The sequence below is a fragment of the Leptospira dzoumogneensis genome (assembly GCF_004770895.1).
In the GTDB taxonomy this organism is placed as follows: Bacteria; Spirochaetota; Leptospiria; order Leptospirales; family Leptospiraceae; genus Leptospira_B; species Leptospira_B dzoumogneensis.
The window spans coordinates 260581-277293 of the sequence record NZ_RQHS01000005.1; the positions used below are offsets into that span (position 1 = coordinate 260581).

Annotated in this window: 18 protein-coding genes and 1 tRNA gene; 12 read left to right on the plus strand and 7 right to left on the minus strand. The window is 39.7% G+C overall.

The window, feature by feature from the left end:
* Nucleotides 1-26: 26 nt before the first annotated feature.
* Entirely contained in the window at nucleotides 27-2309 is a 2283-nt protein-coding gene (locus EHR06_RS02490; RefSeq protein WP_135755567.1) for a hypothetical protein, read from the plus strand.
* Between the two features lie 334 nt (nucleotides 2310-2643).
* Nucleotides 2644-3234 (plus strand): hypothetical protein, encoded by a 591-nt coding sequence (locus tag EHR06_RS02495; RefSeq protein WP_135755568.1) that lies wholly within the window; start codon nucleotides 2644-2646, stop codon nucleotides 3232-3234.
* Between the two features lie 3 nt (nucleotides 3235-3237).
* Here the strand turns inward: EHR06_RS02495 and EHR06_RS02500 are convergent, their stop codons facing one another.
* Both EHR06_RS02500 and EHR06_RS02505 read right to left on the minus strand, forming a co-directional pair.
* Entirely contained in the window at nucleotides 3238-4338 is a 1101-nt protein-coding gene (locus EHR06_RS02500) for a DegT/DnrJ/EryC1/StrS family aminotransferase (RefSeq protein ID WP_135755569.1), read from the minus strand.
* Nucleotides 4339-4513: 175 nt separating this feature from the next.
* The gene (locus EHR06_RS02505) at nucleotides 4514-4729 is read right to left on the minus strand and encodes a hypothetical protein (protein WP_135755570.1); all 216 of its coding nucleotides are present in this window, start codon (nucleotides 4727-4729) and stop codon (nucleotides 4514-4516) included.
* 156 nt (nucleotides 4730-4885) lie between these two features.
* Here EHR06_RS02505 and EHR06_RS02510 point away from each other — a divergent pair, with 156 nt between their 5' ends.
* The 4 genes from EHR06_RS02510 to EHR06_RS02525 all read left to right on the plus strand — a co-directional run bounded on the left by EHR06_RS02510 (nucleotide 4886) and on the right by EHR06_RS02525 (nucleotide 7944).
* Entirely contained in the window at nucleotides 4886-5905 is a 1020-nt protein-coding gene (locus EHR06_RS02510; protein WP_135755571.1) for a helix-turn-helix transcriptional regulator, read from the plus strand.
* Nucleotides 5906-5913: 8 nt separating this feature from the next.
* Nucleotides 5914-7152, plus strand: coding sequence for a M48 family metallopeptidase (locus tag EHR06_RS02515; protein WP_135755572.1), 1239 nt, complete (start codon nucleotides 5914-5916; stop codon nucleotides 7150-7152).
* A gap of 133 nt (nucleotides 7153-7285) precedes the next feature.
* A complete protein-coding gene (locus EHR06_RS02520; protein ID WP_279633353.1) occupies nucleotides 7286-7615 on the plus strand; it encodes a type II toxin-antitoxin system RelE/ParE family toxin in 330 nt (109 codons plus the stop codon).
* Nucleotides 7612-7944: an XRE family transcriptional regulator gene (locus EHR06_RS02525; protein WP_135755574.1), complete on the plus strand. Its 333-nt coding sequence runs from the start codon at nucleotides 7612-7614 to the stop codon at nucleotides 7942-7944. The genes EHR06_RS02520 and EHR06_RS02525 overlap by 4 nt, the downstream gene beginning before the upstream one ends.
* A gap of 6 nt (nucleotides 7945-7950) precedes the next feature.
* Here EHR06_RS02525 and EHR06_RS02530 read toward each other — a convergent pair whose 3' ends face one another.
* Nucleotides 7951-9093: a DJ-1/PfpI family protein gene (locus EHR06_RS02530; RefSeq protein ID WP_135755575.1), complete on the minus strand. Its 1143-nt coding sequence runs from the start codon at nucleotides 9091-9093 to the stop codon at nucleotides 7951-7953.
* 116 nt (nucleotides 9094-9209) lie between these two features.
* On the opposite strand from EHR06_RS02530, the gene EHR06_RS02540 reads away from it, so the two are divergent.
* On the plus strand, nucleotides 9210-10322 hold the full coding sequence (locus EHR06_RS02540; RefSeq protein WP_208757733.1) for an AraC family transcriptional regulator: 1113 nt from the start codon (nucleotides 9210-9212) through the stop codon (nucleotides 10320-10322).
* A 3-nt stretch (nucleotides 10323-10325) separates the two neighbouring features.
* On the opposite strand, the gene EHR06_RS02545 is transcribed toward EHR06_RS02540, so the two are convergent.
* Nucleotides 10326-10748, minus strand: a complete 423-nt coding sequence (locus tag EHR06_RS02545) for a VOC family protein (protein WP_135755577.1) — start codon at nucleotides 10746-10748, stop codon at nucleotides 10326-10328.
* Between the two features lie 572 nt (nucleotides 10749-11320).
* Here EHR06_RS02545 and EHR06_RS02550 point away from each other — a divergent pair.
* Nucleotides 11321-11656 (plus strand): LIC10421/LIC12816 family protein, encoded by a 336-nt coding sequence (locus EHR06_RS02550; RefSeq protein ID WP_008595389.1) that lies wholly within the window; start codon nucleotides 11321-11323, stop codon nucleotides 11654-11656.
* Nucleotides 11657-11718: 62 nt separating this feature from the next.
* Here the strand turns inward: EHR06_RS02550 and EHR06_RS02555 are convergent, their stop codons facing one another.
* On the minus strand, nucleotides 11719-11955 hold the full coding sequence (locus EHR06_RS02555; protein ID WP_135756083.1) for a hypothetical protein: 237 nt from the start codon (nucleotides 11953-11955) through the stop codon (nucleotides 11719-11721).
* A gap of 128 nt (nucleotides 11956-12083) precedes the next feature.
* Between EHR06_RS02555 and EHR06_RS02560 the strand changes: the two genes are divergently transcribed.
* Nucleotides 12084-13646, plus strand: coding sequence for an LA_3751/LA_3752 family putative glycosyltransferase (locus EHR06_RS02560; RefSeq protein WP_135755578.1), 1563 nt, complete (start codon nucleotides 12084-12086; stop codon nucleotides 13644-13646).
* An 84-nt stretch (nucleotides 13647-13730) separates the two neighbouring features.
* Here EHR06_RS02560 and EHR06_RS02565 read toward each other — a convergent pair whose 3' ends face one another.
* A complete protein-coding gene (locus EHR06_RS02565) occupies nucleotides 13731-14135 on the minus strand; it encodes a 5-fold beta-flower protein (RefSeq protein WP_135755579.1) in 405 nt (134 codons plus the stop codon).
* A gap of 130 nt (nucleotides 14136-14265) precedes the next feature.
* Complete coding sequence (locus tag EHR06_RS02570) at nucleotides 14266-14571, minus strand: hypothetical protein (protein WP_135755580.1); 306 nt, start codon at nucleotides 14569-14571, stop codon at nucleotides 14266-14268.
* 163 nt (nucleotides 14572-14734) lie between these two features.
* Between EHR06_RS02570 and EHR06_RS02575 the strand changes: the two genes are divergently transcribed.
* From EHR06_RS02575 to EHR06_RS02585, 3 genes are all read left to right on the plus strand, one after another.
* Nucleotides 14735-15682 carry a helix-turn-helix transcriptional regulator gene (locus EHR06_RS02575; RefSeq protein ID WP_135755581.1) on the plus strand — a complete coding sequence of 316 codons (948 nt, stop codon included), beginning with the start codon at nucleotides 14735-14737 and terminating at the stop codon, nucleotides 15680-15682.
* Between the two features lie 51 nt (nucleotides 15683-15733).
* Nucleotides 15734-16627 carry a 4-(cytidine 5'-diphospho)-2-C-methyl-D-erythritol kinase gene (locus tag EHR06_RS02580; protein WP_135755582.1) on the plus strand — a complete coding sequence of 298 codons (894 nt, stop codon included), beginning with the start codon at nucleotides 15734-15736 and terminating at the stop codon, nucleotides 16625-16627.
* Between the two features lie 10 nt (nucleotides 16628-16637).
* A tRNA-Gln gene (locus EHR06_RS02585) sits at nucleotides 16638-16713 on the plus strand.

Here is a 16713-nt window from a genome sequence, read left to right on the forward strand (position 1 = left end):
TCCTATGAGTTTGTTGGCCTCTTCGTATGAAATATAACGAATGGGTGTATGACGTTATGCGAAAAATTTTTTTCACCTTTGTATTTTGTTTTTCTATCCTATTTGGGAGTTCTCTCCAAGCTGATACAGACAGTAGTGGTTCTTCTCTCATTTCAAGTTTTTTGGATCTATTTGGAATTAACTCTTCTGCAGCGAGCTTTCCTTATTCTTCGGAATCCGGATCTGATTACAGTGGAACGGATGCGAATAAGAATGTGAAAAAATATTGGAATCTTAGAAATAAACTCCGAAAGAATTTTATAAAACTTTCCACCGATAAGGGTGGATGCCTTCCGATGGAAGAAGTTAAAATTTCCCTAAACGATCCAAATTATCGTTTGGGAAAATGGGGAGATTCCACAATTAAACTAGGCTGGTATTTGGGTGTACTTGGCTCGGAGTTACATATGCTATCTCGCCCAGACAGTTATCCAGGATACGGAGAGGTGAATGATATCCAAAATACGATACGAGAACTCTTTTGCGCATTTATTACTTTAGAACGTCTTGATCGTTTTGGGGAACAAAGTATCTGGGAAGTGCATCCTGTGAATGTTGCAAAATATCCGGGGACAGAAGGTTATCAATGGCCGGATACACCTGGTTTTTTTGTGAGAGATGATGTTCCTTTCAATGTGATGAGAGATTTAGGTCTAAACGGAGCCGAAGGAGATTACCAAACATGGATTGGGGACCAAGTTTTTCCCACTCCTCCTTATAATCGAGAGATGAGCCAGGACCAAGTAGTTCATTTATTATTAGGTTTAGCAATCGTAAAACATTTGGTACCATTTACATATTCCTACCAAGGAATGAATTTTCAACACCAAGCTCAAATATATGCACGTAGATTAGTGGACTATATGTATGCGGGCCAAAACCAAACTTATGAAATTTTGGGGATTCCCGTAGGCGAAACGAACGTTTCCTGGTTAATCGTAAATCCAGTCTCACCCAAGGTAAATTGGTTCGGATCTTGTCCACTATGTATGGGTTGGTTTGATCCGTTTCATCCGGTCGATCCGGATCATATGGGACAAGTGACTAGAGGGGCGGATGCTCGATTTTTTTCAGCAGGTTTCAATCTTGCCGGAAGTTGGATATCAGGTAAAAGTTGGAATGTCAACCCACAATATTTAGTGGCATGGGGAGGGTTATCCCAATCTGCAGTTTTTACTACGCCGGATAACGCGCATATGGTTATGGCCTTAGCTTCTATCGGAAATGGTTGGGGGCAGGCTACACAAGACCTTCTAGTTGCGCAAGCCGCTCAACATGACTTTTATCTATATCCTCTCTTGCATTCTATTTTGCATTATGGTGGAAGTATCTCAGCATTTTTAGAGAGTAAAACTTTATCCTTTTTAAACTCTGCTCCGTGGAGCGGAACAGGAACCGAGTTTGGATCGGATAGCGGTTGGGCTTCGGAAAACCGATTCATTCGAAATAAAGATATTCATAATCAAAAATCAATATTCCCAATAGAAAGTCATGGGTTAGATTATTTACTTTTGCATAATCTTTTCTTTATAGCAAAACCGAATCAATATTACGGAGTGACTCCAAATCAGCAACCGAACTCAGTTCCGGACTTTTCGGTTCCGAACTGGCCTGTTCCACCTAGTTATAAACTGCCACCGATTGGATATACGGTAGCCGGAACACCTACCTATCTAAATACTTGTACTGCTTCCACGAGTGTGGATATTCCGATCACGATAGAATGGGATGATCCGCATGGAAACAGAGAGTCCGTGGCCATATTATTGGATGCCCAGCCTAGTTCTGGCAATGGGATCGTAACTTCAACCGGAACAAAAAATCGTTTCATTTACCATGGCAAATTCTGGGGCCAATGGTGGTGGGAAGATACTGTCCGATTTAGACTTTTGGATGAAGACGGAAATTCTACTTACTTAACTGCTTTGATCGGTTATCCTGGAGCTATTGCCGCTCCTCCGAATCTCGGAGCGGTCGGATCACCCACACGAGTTGTAGTCAACGGATGGTTTGCAGGAGTTCCATTGTATGGAACCATTGAAATGGAATTCCAGGTCTATGCGATTGACCCGAATTGTACTCCGCCGAAACCTAGTGCTTGGATTATTTCGGGAGTGAGAAATGCGGTCGCCTATCCGATTTCTCCCCTAAGATTTAAGGCAATCGTTGGCTGGACAATTTTGTCTCTCCACGGAAATGCAGGAGTCACTTTACAAGCGGCGACAAGCGTAGGAACAACCGGCACCCAAGAAGTACAAATCAATTGGTAAAGGAATTCATAATGCGAAGGTTGATAACAAAAAACATAACTTTTAACTTAATACTCTTCCTTTTATTAAGCTGCGGTGAAAGGGCTAATCAGAGAGGGGATCGTGATGAATGTAAGGAACAGCTCCATAATTTATATCTATTTTACGGATCTTGTTTGAAAGATCCCCCTGCAGAAGGATGTGATCGGTGGTATTTAGGGGCATTATTGTATCAAGACCACCAATGCACCGGAATGAAAGTGAATGCACCTTTATAATCTAAAATTGCCGGACAAACGGAACTTATAAGTCTGTTTCGCAAAACAATCTCATATCATAAACAAGGGATTATAAAATGAAACGTTTTCTTTATATTTTATTTTTAGGGAGCTTATTCGTTTCGAATTGTTCCTTACTAAAGGCCCCTCGATTTTCTAAAGAAAAATTGGATTCTTATATTTCCACATTCCGGGAATTAAAAGAATCCAACCCATCCTTCGGAGAATTGATCTCCAAACCTAGTCCCGCCTTAATTTTCGAACTTCCTTCGGAGATAGATCCCAAACAAGCGGATACAATCGCGAAAAAAAACGGATTTACCGACTATCGGGAATTTGCACTTTTACATTTTCGTATTAAGGAATTTTACGACCTTTGTAATTCCGAAAAATTCATCGAAGATATGAAGGAAGCTCAGGAAAAATATACGGAGAGCTTTCAGGTCTTCTTAAATGATCCATCTATGCCGGATACTGCGAAGGACCAAATCAGAGAATCTATCCGAAAGGCGAAAGAACTCCAGGAAGAAAATTTTGCTAAGTCAACAAATCAGTTCGAAACTTTACGACTGACCCAAGATTCGGCTTATATCTTTGTAAAAGAGAAGGCCAAAGAATTAAAGGAATTGTATACGATCCAGACCCCTGGAGAAAAGAAAAAAATCTAAGTTTTAGTAAATTCTACGGATTGCCTGAGAGATCCTTTGCACATTATCCTTAGTTAAATTCGGATAGATCGGAATACAATGACCTCTTTGGTACAATCTTTCCCCGTTCGGGAAATCAGAATTAGAAAGTTCAAGAATATGATGGATCGGTTCCGCAACAGTTCTGCGGGTACCAATTTGTAAAGAACGGAAGTATCTTTCTACCTGCTCGTAATTGCCCGGGGCAATGATCACAAAACGATTGAAAGTTTCGGAATTCGGATCGTTAAAGTGGGAACCGACTTGGGAGCCTTGGATGGATTGCAAATAAACTTGAGCGATCTTTCTTTTTCTTTCTAAGATCACACCAAGATTGGATAATTGTTCGATCCCTAAAGCGGCTTGGTAATCGATCATATCGTAATCTAATCTAGGCTGGCCTTCTTTACGTGGATAAGGATCTTTACCTTCTTTTCTGGCTCTGATCTTTTTCGCTAAAGAATCATCATCAGTACAGATCAAAGCTCCATTACCTGTAGTGATCAGATATTCGATCGAAAGGCCACAAATGGAAATTTTACCCTGTTTCCCTGGAGTGAACGTTTCAGTTCTTGCACCGACAGTTTCCGAAAAATCTTCGATTACCGGGCGATTCTTAAAATCGTATTTGGAGAAGTCTGCCAAAGAACCGAAAGTATGATCTAAAACCACAGCCTTAACGGATTCGTCTTCCAAAGCGGAAGATAATCTTTCAGGACAAACATGGAAAGAATGTTTTCCCATATCCACAACCAAAGGTTGCGCTTGCATTAAGAAAATTGCATCTAGAGCGGCAAGAGGAGCGAATGTGGAGATAGCGATTTTATCTCCCGGTTGGATCTCCAACGCCAATAAAGACAGATGGTACGCAGCAGTTAAACTGTTTGCGGAAATTACTTGTTTGGTCCTGAAGGTAGAAGAGAATGCCTTCTCAAACTTATGAGTCACAGAACCGGAAGCTAAATGGTCTTCTACCAACGCCTCTAAAACTGTTTTCAGGTCTTCCCGAGAAAGAGTCGGTTTATGGAATTCGATATCGGTTTTTTTCCGGCTTGGTTTCTCTAAAACTTCGGTTTCCGCGCTCATCTTCCCTTCTCAGGTTCCAGTAATTTTATTATGTCGCATTGTAACCCATGTACTTGGCCCGTAAAGATTTTTTTCAAAATCTTCGGGGCCTAGGACCAACTAGGACATTCAATGCAAATAATCAGAATACCAGCGGAAATGTCTAGACGTTTTCGTACAAGAAAAAAAGGGGGGATCAATCTCCGAAAATTTTCTTACGGATCCCGATCCAGATTTCAGGCAAATACGCCCCAATAATGATCAAAATCAGACCTGTATAGGTCCATTTATTAAAATAAGACTCACCGGCGAAACGAAGAGTGGCTACATTGATGATAGTTGTCCACCATCCGAGTAAAATAAGAATAAGACCTATAAAATTCGGAAAAAGAAAACCTATGATTTTACCCATAAAAACCTCTAACAAAAAGGGACTAAGACGAGAGAATTATCGATATCGGATCTTACTCATCAAGTTGTTTTTTGGGACTTTCTCCGAATTCAAAAACAAGGCAGAGATTTTTCCTTGCCCAGGGACTTTACAAAAACCAAAATTTAGAAACGAGCCATGAAAGAAGAACTAGACAAAGATATAGATCAGGAAATCGAGCCTAGGGAGATGAATCCCACAGAATACAGGCTTCTCACATTATTATTCAATTTTTTCAGATTTCCGGATGGGATCACATTAAGCTCCTTAAGAAAGATCATGGAAGGATTCTATGATAACGAAAACAGAGACTCAGACAGAAGAAAATTATCCAGAGATATAGAAGAGTTAGGCGCCCTAGGATTTCATATTAAATATTATCCACAAAAGAACGGAAAAGATTTCGTATACGTACTCGTAAAAGATCCGCTTTCCAAAACTCTTGAGTTTACCGAAGAAGAACTCAGAGAAATTTCCGCACTTTTATTAAAAGGATACTCGGAAGCTCCAAAATACGAACTCTATACGGCTGCCAGAAAAATATTCGCGGGAGATCTAGAATACTTTCCTGAAATAGCCGAGAGCCCTGAGGAAAATTCGGAAGATTTGGGAGAAGTTGCATTTCAGATCTTGGAAGCGCTCAAAAATCATACACCGATCCGGATCAAATATTACAAAACCTTCCCCGAAGATTCTTATTCGAAAGAAGCGGATCCGATCCGATTGATCCGAAAAGGCGGCCAAGATCATTATCTGCTTGCTTACGATAGAGAAGAAAAAACCAAAAAAAGATTCGTTCTGCCAAAGATCTTATCTGTGGAACTCCTACAAGGAGATCCGCTTTACCAGGCAAGAGGAGCCAAAAAGGAAACGGAAGAAGATCTGATCATACATGCAGGATTATTCCCGGTCCACGAACCCAAAAATGTGGAGTGGATCTGCAAAGAAGAAGGTCTCGTAAAAGCAAAACTATTCCTAACGGGGATCAAATATGCCGAAGAGAAAAATAAACTCAGTTTCCAATCCACCAACCTGGAAGGTCTATTACCATTCTTGTGGAGATGGCCGGATGCAATCGAAACAATTCTTCCTGAAGAATTGAATCATGTATTCAGAAACTCGGTAAAACAGATCTCAGAACTTTACGAAAAAGTATAAAACACTACATGAAACTAAAAAACATCCTATTCTCTTTATTTTCCCTACAGATCTTGCTCACACTCGTAATGAAATATTTCTCCTACCAAGGAGATCTATCCCCGGAACTACATGAAAGAATTCTAAAGTATTTTACCCAGGAAGATATAAACTCAGGGATAGACTACGAAAGAAGAGGATTTTTTGTCTCTATCATAGGTTCCTTGCTGGACTTCGCATTGGCAGGAGCATTTGTATTTTCTCCGATCTCAGTAAAGTTAGAAGAATATATCCGCAGAAAAACGGGAGAGAGGTTCTATCCTACTGTATTTCTATTCTTCGTATCCTTTTATCTTCTAGAATTTATCATTTCATTGCCGTTCAGCTATTATTTCGGATACGTAATAGAACACGAGTTTCAATTCTCCAATATGAATCTAGGAGATTGGATCTTATTTAAGGCAAAATCTTTCGGACTTGGATTTCTATTTGGCGGATTAGTTGTTCTTGTAGTTGCATTCGTGCTTAAAAATCTACCGCGTGCTTGGAAATATATACTTCCAATCTTATCACTTGGCTTCGGGCTACTCATGTCCGTATTGTATCCGATCGTCATCACACCGATCTTCTATGATTACGGTCCCATCCAAGAAGGAAGTTTAAAAACAAAAATCCTAGCACTCAGTCAAAAAGCAAATATCCAAGTAGAAAATATCTATGTGATCAACGAGAGTAAATATTCGGGTCACACAAACGCATACTTCACCGGCTGGGGAGAAAGTAAAAAGATCTTCTTATACGATACACTCATCAATAACCACACGGAAGAAGAAGTAGTAAGCGTACTCGGACACGAAATCGGTCACTGGGTCCACAACCATCAAATGATAGAGATTGCGCTCAGCACTTTGGAAACTTTCCTTTTATGTTTCTTATTAGGATATATATTCCAAAAAGTAAAAGAAGAAGGATTGGTACCATTAAAGGAATTTTATTCTCCTTCTTCTTTACCATTTCTGTTTTTGATATTGTCTCTTGTTGGAACAATACTCGGGCCGTTTTCTGCTACGCTCTCCAGAGTCCTGGAAACCCAAGCAGATAGAGAAGCACTCGTACTGACCAACGATAAAAAATCATTCATCAGCACGGAGATCAAACTGGCAAAAGATAATAAATCCAGGCTGAATCCTCACAAACTGGAAGTGATCTTCGAACATTCTCATCCAACCACAATCGAAAGGATAGAATTCGCAGAAGGCTGGAAGTAGATCTAAAATCTCCATTTTAGTATAAAAATACTTGTATAGATCCGATTTCCGGTAATCATTATTCCGCTAACCCTTAAAAAATGCTCTTTACGACATATGTCTTTTAGCGCATTTTTCGGAAATGTGAAAAATTATCCAATCTCCTGAGTTCGAAGCTTGGTTTCTTCGCCAAGAACCGGGTTTGCAGGAAGATATATTCGCAATATTGAGAGTATTGGAGCAAAAAGGTCCATCCTTAGGCAGGCCTTATGTGGATACTCTTAAGGGAAGTGAAATTACGAATTTAAAAGAATTAAGAGTCCAAAGTAAAGGAAGTCCGATACGAATTTTATTCGTATTCGATTCCGAAAGAATGGCGGTTCTTTTAACGGCTGGAAATAAGCAGGGCGATAAAAGGTTTTATAGTAAATTGATTCCCCTAGCTGAAAAAATTTATGATGATTATTTAGGAAATATCCAATGAGATCTAAAAGACAATATTCTGATTTTTTTACAAACGCTAAAAAGTCTATGAATTTAGAAAGCGTTCGAAGAGCAGAAAGGAAAGCAGAGAACATTCTATTAAATTTGAAACTAGCGGATCTGCGTAAAAAGATCGGTTTAAAACAAACAGAAATCCCTGGTTTTAGCCAAACTAGTATTTCCAGGATCGAGACTAGAGAAGATCTAAAATTATCCACTCTGATCGGTTATATAAACGCATTAGGAATGAATATAGAGATCCGGGCAATTTCCAAATCTGGAAAAAGGAAAAAGGAAAAAGACCGGAATATTCTAATCCTCAAATCATAATCTTTTCTATTTCCGCCAAGGATATTCCATCTGCAGAGCCACGAAAGCAGCTGTGTTTGTTCCGTATTTGGATTCAATCTCCGAAAGATTTTTATCATAAGCAGTCACTGCGGCTATTCCATTCAGATTTTCTAAAATAGAATCCAAGCTTGCGGCTTCTGCTTGTGTTTTATCCACATGTAATAACAAGCCACTTTTGGTTCGGATCTGTTTTTGGTCCGAAACAGAAAATACTTCCGATCTATACGTTCTGGAAAAAGAATCGGCTTGCAGGGCTAATACAACCTCGTCTGTTCCATCCGAAACTCGAACACCCAAGTTTTCATAATTCCAAAAGCCCAGATAATTTTTTGCAGCAGCATACATGTCTTTTCCGCTCAGATAAAAATCGGAACTTTTATGAATGGGTTTCCAATCCTTGGCTCCTAAGCTGATCGCAATTTCTGAGGCCTTTTCTTTTCCTGAAATCGCTTCGATTAGAGCCAAGGAAACCGGAATAGAAGCAGTGATCCCGGTAGTAGTGATGATCTTTCGATCTGCAATGTACCTTCTATCCTTGATCCATGTAGTTTCGGGAAATTCTTTCTCTAACTTAGAAAATGAAAACCAATGACCGGTTGCCTTATGATCTTTCAGAACACCCGAATTTGCAAGGACCCAAACTCCATCGCATACACCTACGATCGTAGAACCTTTTGCAGATTGTTTTTGTACAAAAGATAAAAGACTAGGATCATCCGAATAATGTACCGCAGGCACGATCACATAATCCGCACCTTCAGGATATTCTGAATCGAAAAGATCAAAAGACTTCTCCGCTTCTATTTTTAATGCGGGAAACATTTGGACCGGACCGGTTTTGGGAAAAACAGAGATCACCCTTGCGATTCTCGCAGAAGTTAAAATTCCGTATGGGATCATAAAATCAGTCAGCTCTGTCATTCTGTTCTCGCCGATCACTGCGATGATTGGCTGCTTTCTGCCGAATCTGGATTGATAGGCCGGGATTTTGGAAACTTCTTCTTGGATGGGGACTTTTGAGATTTCGGAAGATATTCCGTATTCTAGAGTTCCGAATAAGAGCAATAGAGCCAAGCTCCCAGAGAAGAATTTTACAAAACGATTTGTTTGGAGGCTAAGATGTTTCATACATTCAGAATACGATCTTTTTCGAAAACGATCGTCCTTCCGTATCCGGACGGACTAAAAAAAGAAAAATCCTGAAAAAATCTGGACATCCAATTCTGATCGGACTCTTTCACTTTATGGATACGTTTCTGGCGTTTGGAGCAGGACTTTCATTCTTATTGGCCGTTTCCGAATTTATCCGAAAAGATAAGGGTCCAAAAATCCAGGGCTTGCGTTCCGGATCCGAAACTAAGTCCATATTTTACCAGCCGATCTGCTTCTTCTTCCTATCTCTTTCTGTAGTGCAATTCCATTTGTATCTGGAATTATCCAACCAGTTAAAGGATTATCTTTGGTTTGCAGAGATCCATATCCCTTTCCTATTTTTCACCGGGCCTCTCGCGTATTTGTATTTTAGAAGATTAGGCGGCTTCCGAGCGAAAGCGCTCAACCTGGTGCATTTTGTTCCTGGACTTGCGGCGTTTTTGTTCCTTCTACCTTTTGTTCTGTCCGATCCGAATTCCAAATTAGAATACGTAAGTGTATTTCCACCTAGAAACATTTATTTCCAGTTCTTATTCGGTCTTTTGGTTTTAGGAACAATTTCCAATTTAGTGTATCCACTTTTGCTGATCGGAAAGATCCGCAAATGGAAAACGTTCGTCCAAAAAGAAGAAGGTAGGGCATTCTCCCCGTTTCTCGCGCTCTTCTATGCGAGTATATTTGTGATCTTCTTGTTTGTGATCGCTCAGATCTTCTTCATGCCTTTGTTTACTGTTGCGGCTGCGGCTCTAACTTTGATCGTATGTTGCGTTTTTCTAAGTGCTTCTAGTTCTCCTGATCTGATCGTTTCTTTTGAAAAAACAGCAAAGGAAGCAGGATACAATGAGACAAGGCTCCAAGGTTTGGATGTGGATTCAGTTATTCGTAAGATGGAAGAACTGATGAGGGATAAAAAACTCTATCTGGATGAGGAGCTTACACTTCCACTTCTTTCGGAAGAATTAAAGATCAAAACCCACCAATTATCAGAGATACTAAATGATAAAATGAGTATCGGCTTTAGAGAATATGTAACCGGATTTCGTTTGGAAGAAGCTTCCAAATTATTAAGAGAAGAGCCTCAAAGATCTGTGCTTGCAGTCATATACGCGGCAGGATTCAAATCCAAATCCGCGTTCCATAAATTATTCCAGGAGAAATACGGATGTTCTCCCGGAGAATATCGTTCTTCTTTTTCTAAAAACTGATTCTTACCATTCTCCGGTATTACTCATACTCTTCCAAGGTTCAGCAATTTCTAAAGATTTTCCCTTTTGGAGTAACTCAATAGAGATCAAATCGGGAGAACGAATGAATGCCATTCTTCCATCTCTAGGCGGGCGATTGATAATCACTCCTTTAGCCTGAAGATTCGCACAGGTTTCGTAAATATTATCCACTTCGAAAGCAAGATGACCGAAATTCCTTCCGCTTGTATAGGCGGAATCTTGATCCCAATTATAAGTTAATTCTATTTCAGGAGAATTCTTATCTAACTCTGATAAGAAAACAAGAGTGTATCTTCCTTCCGGATGATCATGTCTTCTTGTTTCTTTTAATCCTAACTTATTGCAGAAAAAATCCAATGCTTGATCCAGATCTTTTACTCGGATCATTGCGTGTAAGTATTTCATTTTGTGTCCCTTGGAGCGAATCTTCTCTAAAAAGAAGATTTATTCCTTCTTTATCGGAAGGTATTCTGCGGATTTTCCCTATGACAAGCCCAAAGCAAAGGTGAAAAATCGAACAAATTGGAAAATTCCACCATATTGGATTTTTTCGATTTACCCCCAAAAACACCCTTTTTGACCCCATTTTTGCTCACCCGAAAGGCAAAACGCTTAATTGTTGTGCTCAAAAAATAAGCATTTTCCGAATTTGTAATAAAGAATCGGCTTGAAAAAAACAGCCCTCGGGTCGATACTTGTACTATATTCGAGCAGCGGCATGAGAAATCATCCGATTTCGCTTCTTTTTTATTCAATATGAATGGATAGGAGCTAGTTGAAACAAGGTGCTTAGAAAATTAGATAATTCTAATAAATGTAAATGTGATAAATGGTTCTTCGAGTTCGTTTAACAAAAATTTTTAATTTTTTCTTTGTATAAAAATTTTTTTGTTCCATTCGCCTATGCGAGTAGGTCATATGGATATAAGCGAAAACAAGAACAGAAAATATAAAAAATAACTTGAGGTTTCAATTTTATGAAAATCAACAAACTCACTTCTCTTCTATTGGTAGTAGGCTTCTTAGCAGGATCTTCCGTTTTTGCAGTTTCTCAAGATACTGAAGATCGTCTTTTAGAGCAAGCTTTGGTATCCGCTGCGGTTACTAAAGAGCAAAAAGTTGCAGTAGCTACTTACTTAAAAGCAATCGCTCAACAAAAGAACGAAAGAGCTGAAGAGTTAAGAGCATTGGCTAAACGTTCTACTGGCGGAAAATTCCTCGCTAGCAACGCTCAGTCTGAAAAATTCTTAAGACAAGCAAAAGCTCTTGAAGCAGAAGCTGCAAGAACTCAAGAATTTCTAAACAATCTTTAATTAGTAGTCACAAATCCTAAAAATCCATCGACTGCAGGGCGCCCAAAAGGCGCCTTTTTTTGTTATTTAGATACCTTCTTCTCTTTAGGAAAACAACTCATGCTGAAACCTTCTATCATATAACAAATAGCGTCTTTGGTTTCGCATCTCAATGCATCGTTATAAGTAGTACTTTGGATTTCCAGGTCCATACGTTCGCAGACCATTTTTTCTCTGGTAGAAGTTTGGGTATTTGTGTCCTGGCCGAATAGGACTCCGGCGAATAAGAAACAAATTATAAATAATACCGATTTTTTCATCATACTCTCCGGAGAATTCTCTGATTCTATGACCCTTTCAGGTTTCCTCCCTTGAGTCAATCGATTTGGGAATAGGTAAATCTTCGAAAAAAGATTGTGAGACGGTTCGAACCTTCTAATTTGCCCTGATGAGTTTCCCGGGCGGAAAGATTCACTCTAAATGGGCAAAGTTCACGTTTTGTTTTCTATTCCTTCTTCCTTTATTATATCCGTTCTTATTAAAGCCGGGTGAACAATTATACTCGGACCATTTGGGCAAATTTATATTAGGAGAATCCGTGGGAAGAAACGGATTTCTCTCGGGCAATTTGGTTTTACCTTCTCGAAACTTGGACCCGGAAGGAAATTATTGCCCCACTGAATGTATCCGTATCGGTGAAGAACTGATCAGTCCATTCCCCGCAGCATTGGGTTATGTATATGCGATATTTCTTCCTTGGAGCGGGATCGTAGGTGTATATGCCGCGACTGCAATCTTAATACTTTTATCTTTTCTGTTCCTTTCTATTTTATGGGATTGGGATCCGATCTATTTGGGAGTTTTGGTCTTAGCCTCTCCGTTTTTGGTAAACGGATATTTTTTCCCGGATGTGGGCATCGCTTCCTTTTTATTTTTAGGTGGAAGTTTTTTATTTTTAAGATCGGGCCCTTCTACTTTCCGGTTGAGGTTTGTTTTAGCAGGCTTCATTTGTGCTTCTTCAGCTTGGTTTAGGATAGAAAGTATCGTATTCCCGTTAGCATTTATCTTTTTCTTAAGTATATACAAGTTTTCTAATGTAGAAGAAAAAAATAAGATCTTCGCTTATTCGTTTGGCTTTTTGGTAGGAGTAGTACTTTTACTTGGAATTCAATATGTTCTATACGGACATCCTTTAGGTCCAAGATTCTCATTTAACCAACCTACAATGTTCCTGCTTCCCTGGAAGAAATGGAAAATTTACTCGGGACTATTGATCGCAAACCCGAACCGGATCGGTTTTTTCGGTTACACTCCCGGGTTTTTGATCGTTCTGTTCTTCTTTGTATATTATATTTTCTTTAATAAGAGTCCTTTTAAAAGAAATGCCACATCAGAGATCTCGAATCGAGATCTATTTGTTTTTTCCGGCATTACTGCGTTTTTGGCATTGGTAGTTTCTGCTCCAAATGATGGGATCATAGATTTTGGTTCTAGGTATCTTCATTTGAGTCTGCCTGCTTTTGCGGGAATGTTTTTGATCTTGCTCGAGAATATAGGGGAGAAGTTCCGTAGGATCGTAAAAATTGTTCTGTATGCGATCCTTCTCTATTCAGTTTATATCAGTTATTCTTATACTCAGATCCTGGGAAAATACGGAAGAAAGACCACTAAACTGAATGCGATCTATTTGGAGCAAAAGCCTGATCTGGTTGTGGTCCAGATCAGAACATATTCTCAGATTTTGGGTAAATACTTTTTCCAAACTCCTTCCGTATGGCTCATGAGAGAAGTTGATATTAAGAACTTCTTCTCCAAGAATCATCCTAAACAATTTAAGAAAATATTATTCGTTCAAACAAAAGCTTCTATCATGGAAAGTTTGAATGATGCAGATCCTTTTTTGAGAAATAAATATTATGCAAGTATTTCCCAAGCTTTGGGTCCTGATTTTATAAAAGTTTGGTCGGAAAATAAGGAAGATGTTTTGCTCTTTTCTTTGGAAAGAAAGTAAAATCCGGGAAGCGTGTGAGAGATGGAATGTTTTACTCTGCTTCCAGGATGGAAGCAGGTAACCGAAGTGTCGCCTTGTCCAGTCTTACTCGTTCAAAAAGAAGAAGAAAAAGAATCCTGCTGCTTGCGCTCTAGGAATTCCTACTGCACTTCCGATCAAGGAACCATTTTTTCGTACGTCGCCATTGCTATCAATGCGTCCGATCAAACTTCCGTTCTTGCGTACATCTCCGCTGGAATCGATTGAACCCACTAACGATCCATTCATTCGAATATCTCCGTTGGATTCGATTTTACCGATCAGGCTTCCGTTTTTCCGAACGTCCCCGCCGGATTCAAATCTTCCCACGAGAGACCCATTCAGCCTTACGTCCCCACTGGAGTCGATACTGCCGATAAGAGAGCCGTTCTTTCTTAGATCACCTGCCTGTAAGCCCAAGCCGGCGCTTAAAAAGAGGACCGCAGTTATGAGTTTTAAAATTGATTTCATTCTTATATCTCCGTTTTCTTACTCATTTGTATGCCTAAGCTAACAGGTATGAAAATATTTTTTGCGGAATTATTTTCCTGGAAATGTATCGTTCATTCCTTTTGCAGAAGCCGAATCGTAACGTTATTCTCTATTCTATATCCTCATCCGATTCTATTTCCAATTCGCAAAACTTAGAATAGTATTTGGACTGTATCTCTTTTCTTTCTTTTACTATGCCGGAGATTTGAATATAAAAACTGGATTTAAGTCCGTACAATCTTCCATAAACTCCATCTCCTTTTTTATAGGAAACTCTGGAATCTATACGAAATTGTAAGATCCTCTTTCCTATAATTTGAGCTGCGGCCAAGAACACTTGGTCGGAATCAAATAACTCCAGATAAAATTTAGGAAGAAGTTTGAATGTATTTTTTAAAAAAGACGTTTGGGTCATATAAGCGCATTCTATCGGAAAGACCGGACAAATAGGTATCATCCGTCTTAAAATCCCGTGTTTTCGGTTACGATTCTGTAAAAAGAAGGGCCTGAAAAAATCCTTCTCAAATGATACGTATTTTTGATTGTCTGGGAATTTCCCGAAAGAAAGAATGTCCGGCATGAATCCAAGTACGAAAAAACTCCAAACCAAACTAGCGGTGATTCATCTTTTGCAGGAAAACAAAAGAATGAGTTTGGAGGATCTTTCCAAGTATTCAGGTATAGACGATATAAAAGATCTTAAAAAAGAACTCGGAAAATTGTACATGGTGGGTTCTTATCCATATACTCCGGATCAATTTGTGGAATTGGATTATGATGGAGAAACGATAGGTATTCGTATGCCCATAAGCTTGGAGCAGGGTTTGGTCCTAAGCGTTAAAGAGTGGGCTACGATCCGAAAATTATTTTTGGAAGAAGGTGAAAAAGAAACAGTTCCTTCCAGAAAAAAAATACTGAAATCTATATTAGATAAAATTCATACAATTCTTCCTTCTGCTGGGATACCGAGCGAGAACGAGTTAAGGAAGAATATCGAAGACTCCATCTCCGAAGGTAAATCCCTAGAGATCAAATACCGCGCCCAGGGAGAGGCTGAGCCGGGATCCAGGAAAGTGGATCCTTGGGCTCTCTTAAGTTTTAGGGAAGAATATCTGATCGGATATTGCCATTCTAGAAAGGCGCCTAGGACATTTAGATTGGATTCCATTCTTCAATTGAATAGGACCCAGGAGAATGTTGCGGAAATCCCGGACGAAGAGAGAAAGAATGCAATCTCCAAATTGAAAAATTTTGTCCAAGGGGGAGAAGGGGACTCTAATTTCGCAGAGATCTATCACACTGCAGAAGTATATTTTAACCTACATTCCCGTTTACATTTGGAAAGAACTTCTACCAAAAAGCGGATCGGAGATACTACATATTATCTTTCTAAGGCAAGGATCAGGAACCAGGATTGGTTCTTGTCCGTTCTGAAAGGTTTTGGTCCGAATGTAATTCTTCATAATCCACCCGCATTAAAGGAAAGAATGACTGCGTATTGGGAGACAATTTCTTCCGGTTCATGAAATTAGGAATCGATTGACTCTTCTCTCTTTACCATTGATTCAGGATATACCTTGCTTTCTCCCGCAAAGATCAATTTAGGATTAGAGATCCCTTACAAAAGGCCTGACGGATTTCATGAGATCCGAAGTGTATTCTTACGTTTGAATTGGGGAGACGATATCCGGATAGAGCCGATCACTCCGGGTGCTTTTGAGTTGGTTTCCGATAATCAGATCATTTTAGAAAAAAGACGTTTGTATGACGAGGTTTCCGAGAAAGGAGACCTAAGTAAGAATATTCTTTTCAAAACATTTTCCAAGATCAGAGCCCATTACAGAGAACTTCCGGGTGTGAGAATACATCTTACTAAAAAAATTCCACCTGCTGCGGGGCTCGGAGGCGGATCTACAAACGCAGCATCACTTTTCTCTTTTTATTTTGGTCTGAGTCCTGAGTTTAACTCGGATCATATTTTTAAACTGGCGGCTGAGATCGGAGCTGACGTTCCCTTCTTCTTATCCGAAAATCATTGTTTGGTGTCCGGAAAAGGTGAGATCCTAAAGGACATACAAGTGCATCCCGGGCAGGGAATTCTGGCCTTAACTCCTCAGGTGCTTTCGACGGCCGAAATGTACGCAGGTCTCAAAAAGCCTTTACAAGCCGACCCTCCCTCGAAAAGATGGATTTCTCTAGGCAATGACGTCGAGTTTTCTTTAAAAGAAGGAAATTGGGCGGCTTTGAGAGAAAAGCTCGTAAACGACTTCGAGCCTCTTGCCTTCCAAAAGTTTCCCGAACTAGGGAAATTAAAGGAAAGTTTTTTGGCGAATGGAGCTAGTTACTCCTCCTTAACCGGATCAGGATCTTGTATCTATGGTTTGGTGCAAGGATTGGAAATACGGGAAGAGCTGTTAGCCAAAATGCAAACGGAATTTCCCGACCTTACGTTTGTAAGCTTTAATTATTAAAGAACGAAACTGGGCCGTCGCCAAGTGGTAAGGCAGCGGTTTTTGGTACCGCCATTTCATAGGTTCGAATCCTATCGGCCCAGCCA

What these genes read in the sequence shown, in the direction of transcription:
- EHR06_RS02545 (WP_135755577.1), bottom strand. Translation starts at nt 10,748, where the DNA reads ATGAAATACTTACACGCAATGATCCGAGTAAAAGATCTGGATCAAGCA.
- EHR06_RS02490 (WP_135755567.1), top strand. Translation starts at nt 27, where the DNA reads ATGAAATATAACGAATGGGTGTATGACGTTATGCGAAAAATTTTTTTC.
- EHR06_RS02500 (WP_135755569.1), bottom strand. Translation starts at nt 4,338, where the DNA reads ATGAGCGCGGAAACCGAAGTTTTAGAGAAACCAAGCCGGAAAAAAACC.
- EHR06_RS02510 (WP_135755571.1), top strand. Translation starts at nt 4,886, where the DNA reads ATGAAAGAAGAACTAGACAAAGATATAGATCAGGAAATCGAGCCTAGG.
- EHR06_RS02555 (WP_135756083.1), bottom strand. Translation starts at nt 11,955, where the DNA reads ATGAAAAAATCGGTATTATTTATAATTTGTTTCTTATTCGCCGGAGTC.
- EHR06_RS02530 (WP_135755575.1), bottom strand. Translation starts at nt 9,093, where the DNA reads ATGAAACATCTTAGCCTCCAAACAAATCGTTTTGTAAAATTCTTCTCT.
- EHR06_RS02540 (WP_208757733.1), top strand. Translation starts at nt 9,210, where the DNA reads ATGGATACGTTTCTGGCGTTTGGAGCAGGACTTTCATTCTTATTGGCC.
- EHR06_RS02550 (WP_008595389.1), top strand. Translation starts at nt 11,321, where the DNA reads ATGAAAATCAACAAACTCACTTCTCTTCTATTGGTAGTAGGCTTCTTA.
- EHR06_RS02495 (WP_135755568.1), top strand. Translation starts at nt 2,644, where the DNA reads ATGAAACGTTTTCTTTATATTTTATTTTTAGGGAGCTTATTCGTTTCG.
- EHR06_RS02505 (WP_135755570.1), bottom strand. Translation starts at nt 4,729, where the DNA reads ATGGGTAAAATCATAGGTTTTCTTTTTCCGAATTTTATAGGTCTTATT.
- EHR06_RS02570 (WP_135755580.1), bottom strand. Translation starts at nt 14,571, where the DNA reads ATGACCCAAACGTCTTTTTTAAAAAATACATTCAAACTTCTTCCTAAA.
- EHR06_RS02565 (WP_135755579.1), bottom strand. Translation starts at nt 14,135, where the DNA reads ATGAAATCAATTTTAAAACTCATAACTGCGGTCCTCTTTTTAAGCGCC.
- EHR06_RS02515 (WP_135755572.1), top strand. Translation starts at nt 5,914, where the DNA reads ATGAAACTAAAAAACATCCTATTCTCTTTATTTTCCCTACAGATCTTG.
- EHR06_RS02525 (WP_135755574.1), top strand. Translation starts at nt 7,612, where the DNA reads ATGAGATCTAAAAGACAATATTCTGATTTTTTTACAAACGCTAAAAAG.
- EHR06_RS02560 (WP_135755578.1), top strand. Translation starts at nt 12,084, where the DNA reads ATGAGTTTCCCGGGCGGAAAGATTCACTCTAAATGGGCAAAGTTCACG.
- EHR06_RS02575 (WP_135755581.1), top strand. Translation starts at nt 14,735, where the DNA reads ATGAATCCAAGTACGAAAAAACTCCAAACCAAACTAGCGGTGATTCAT.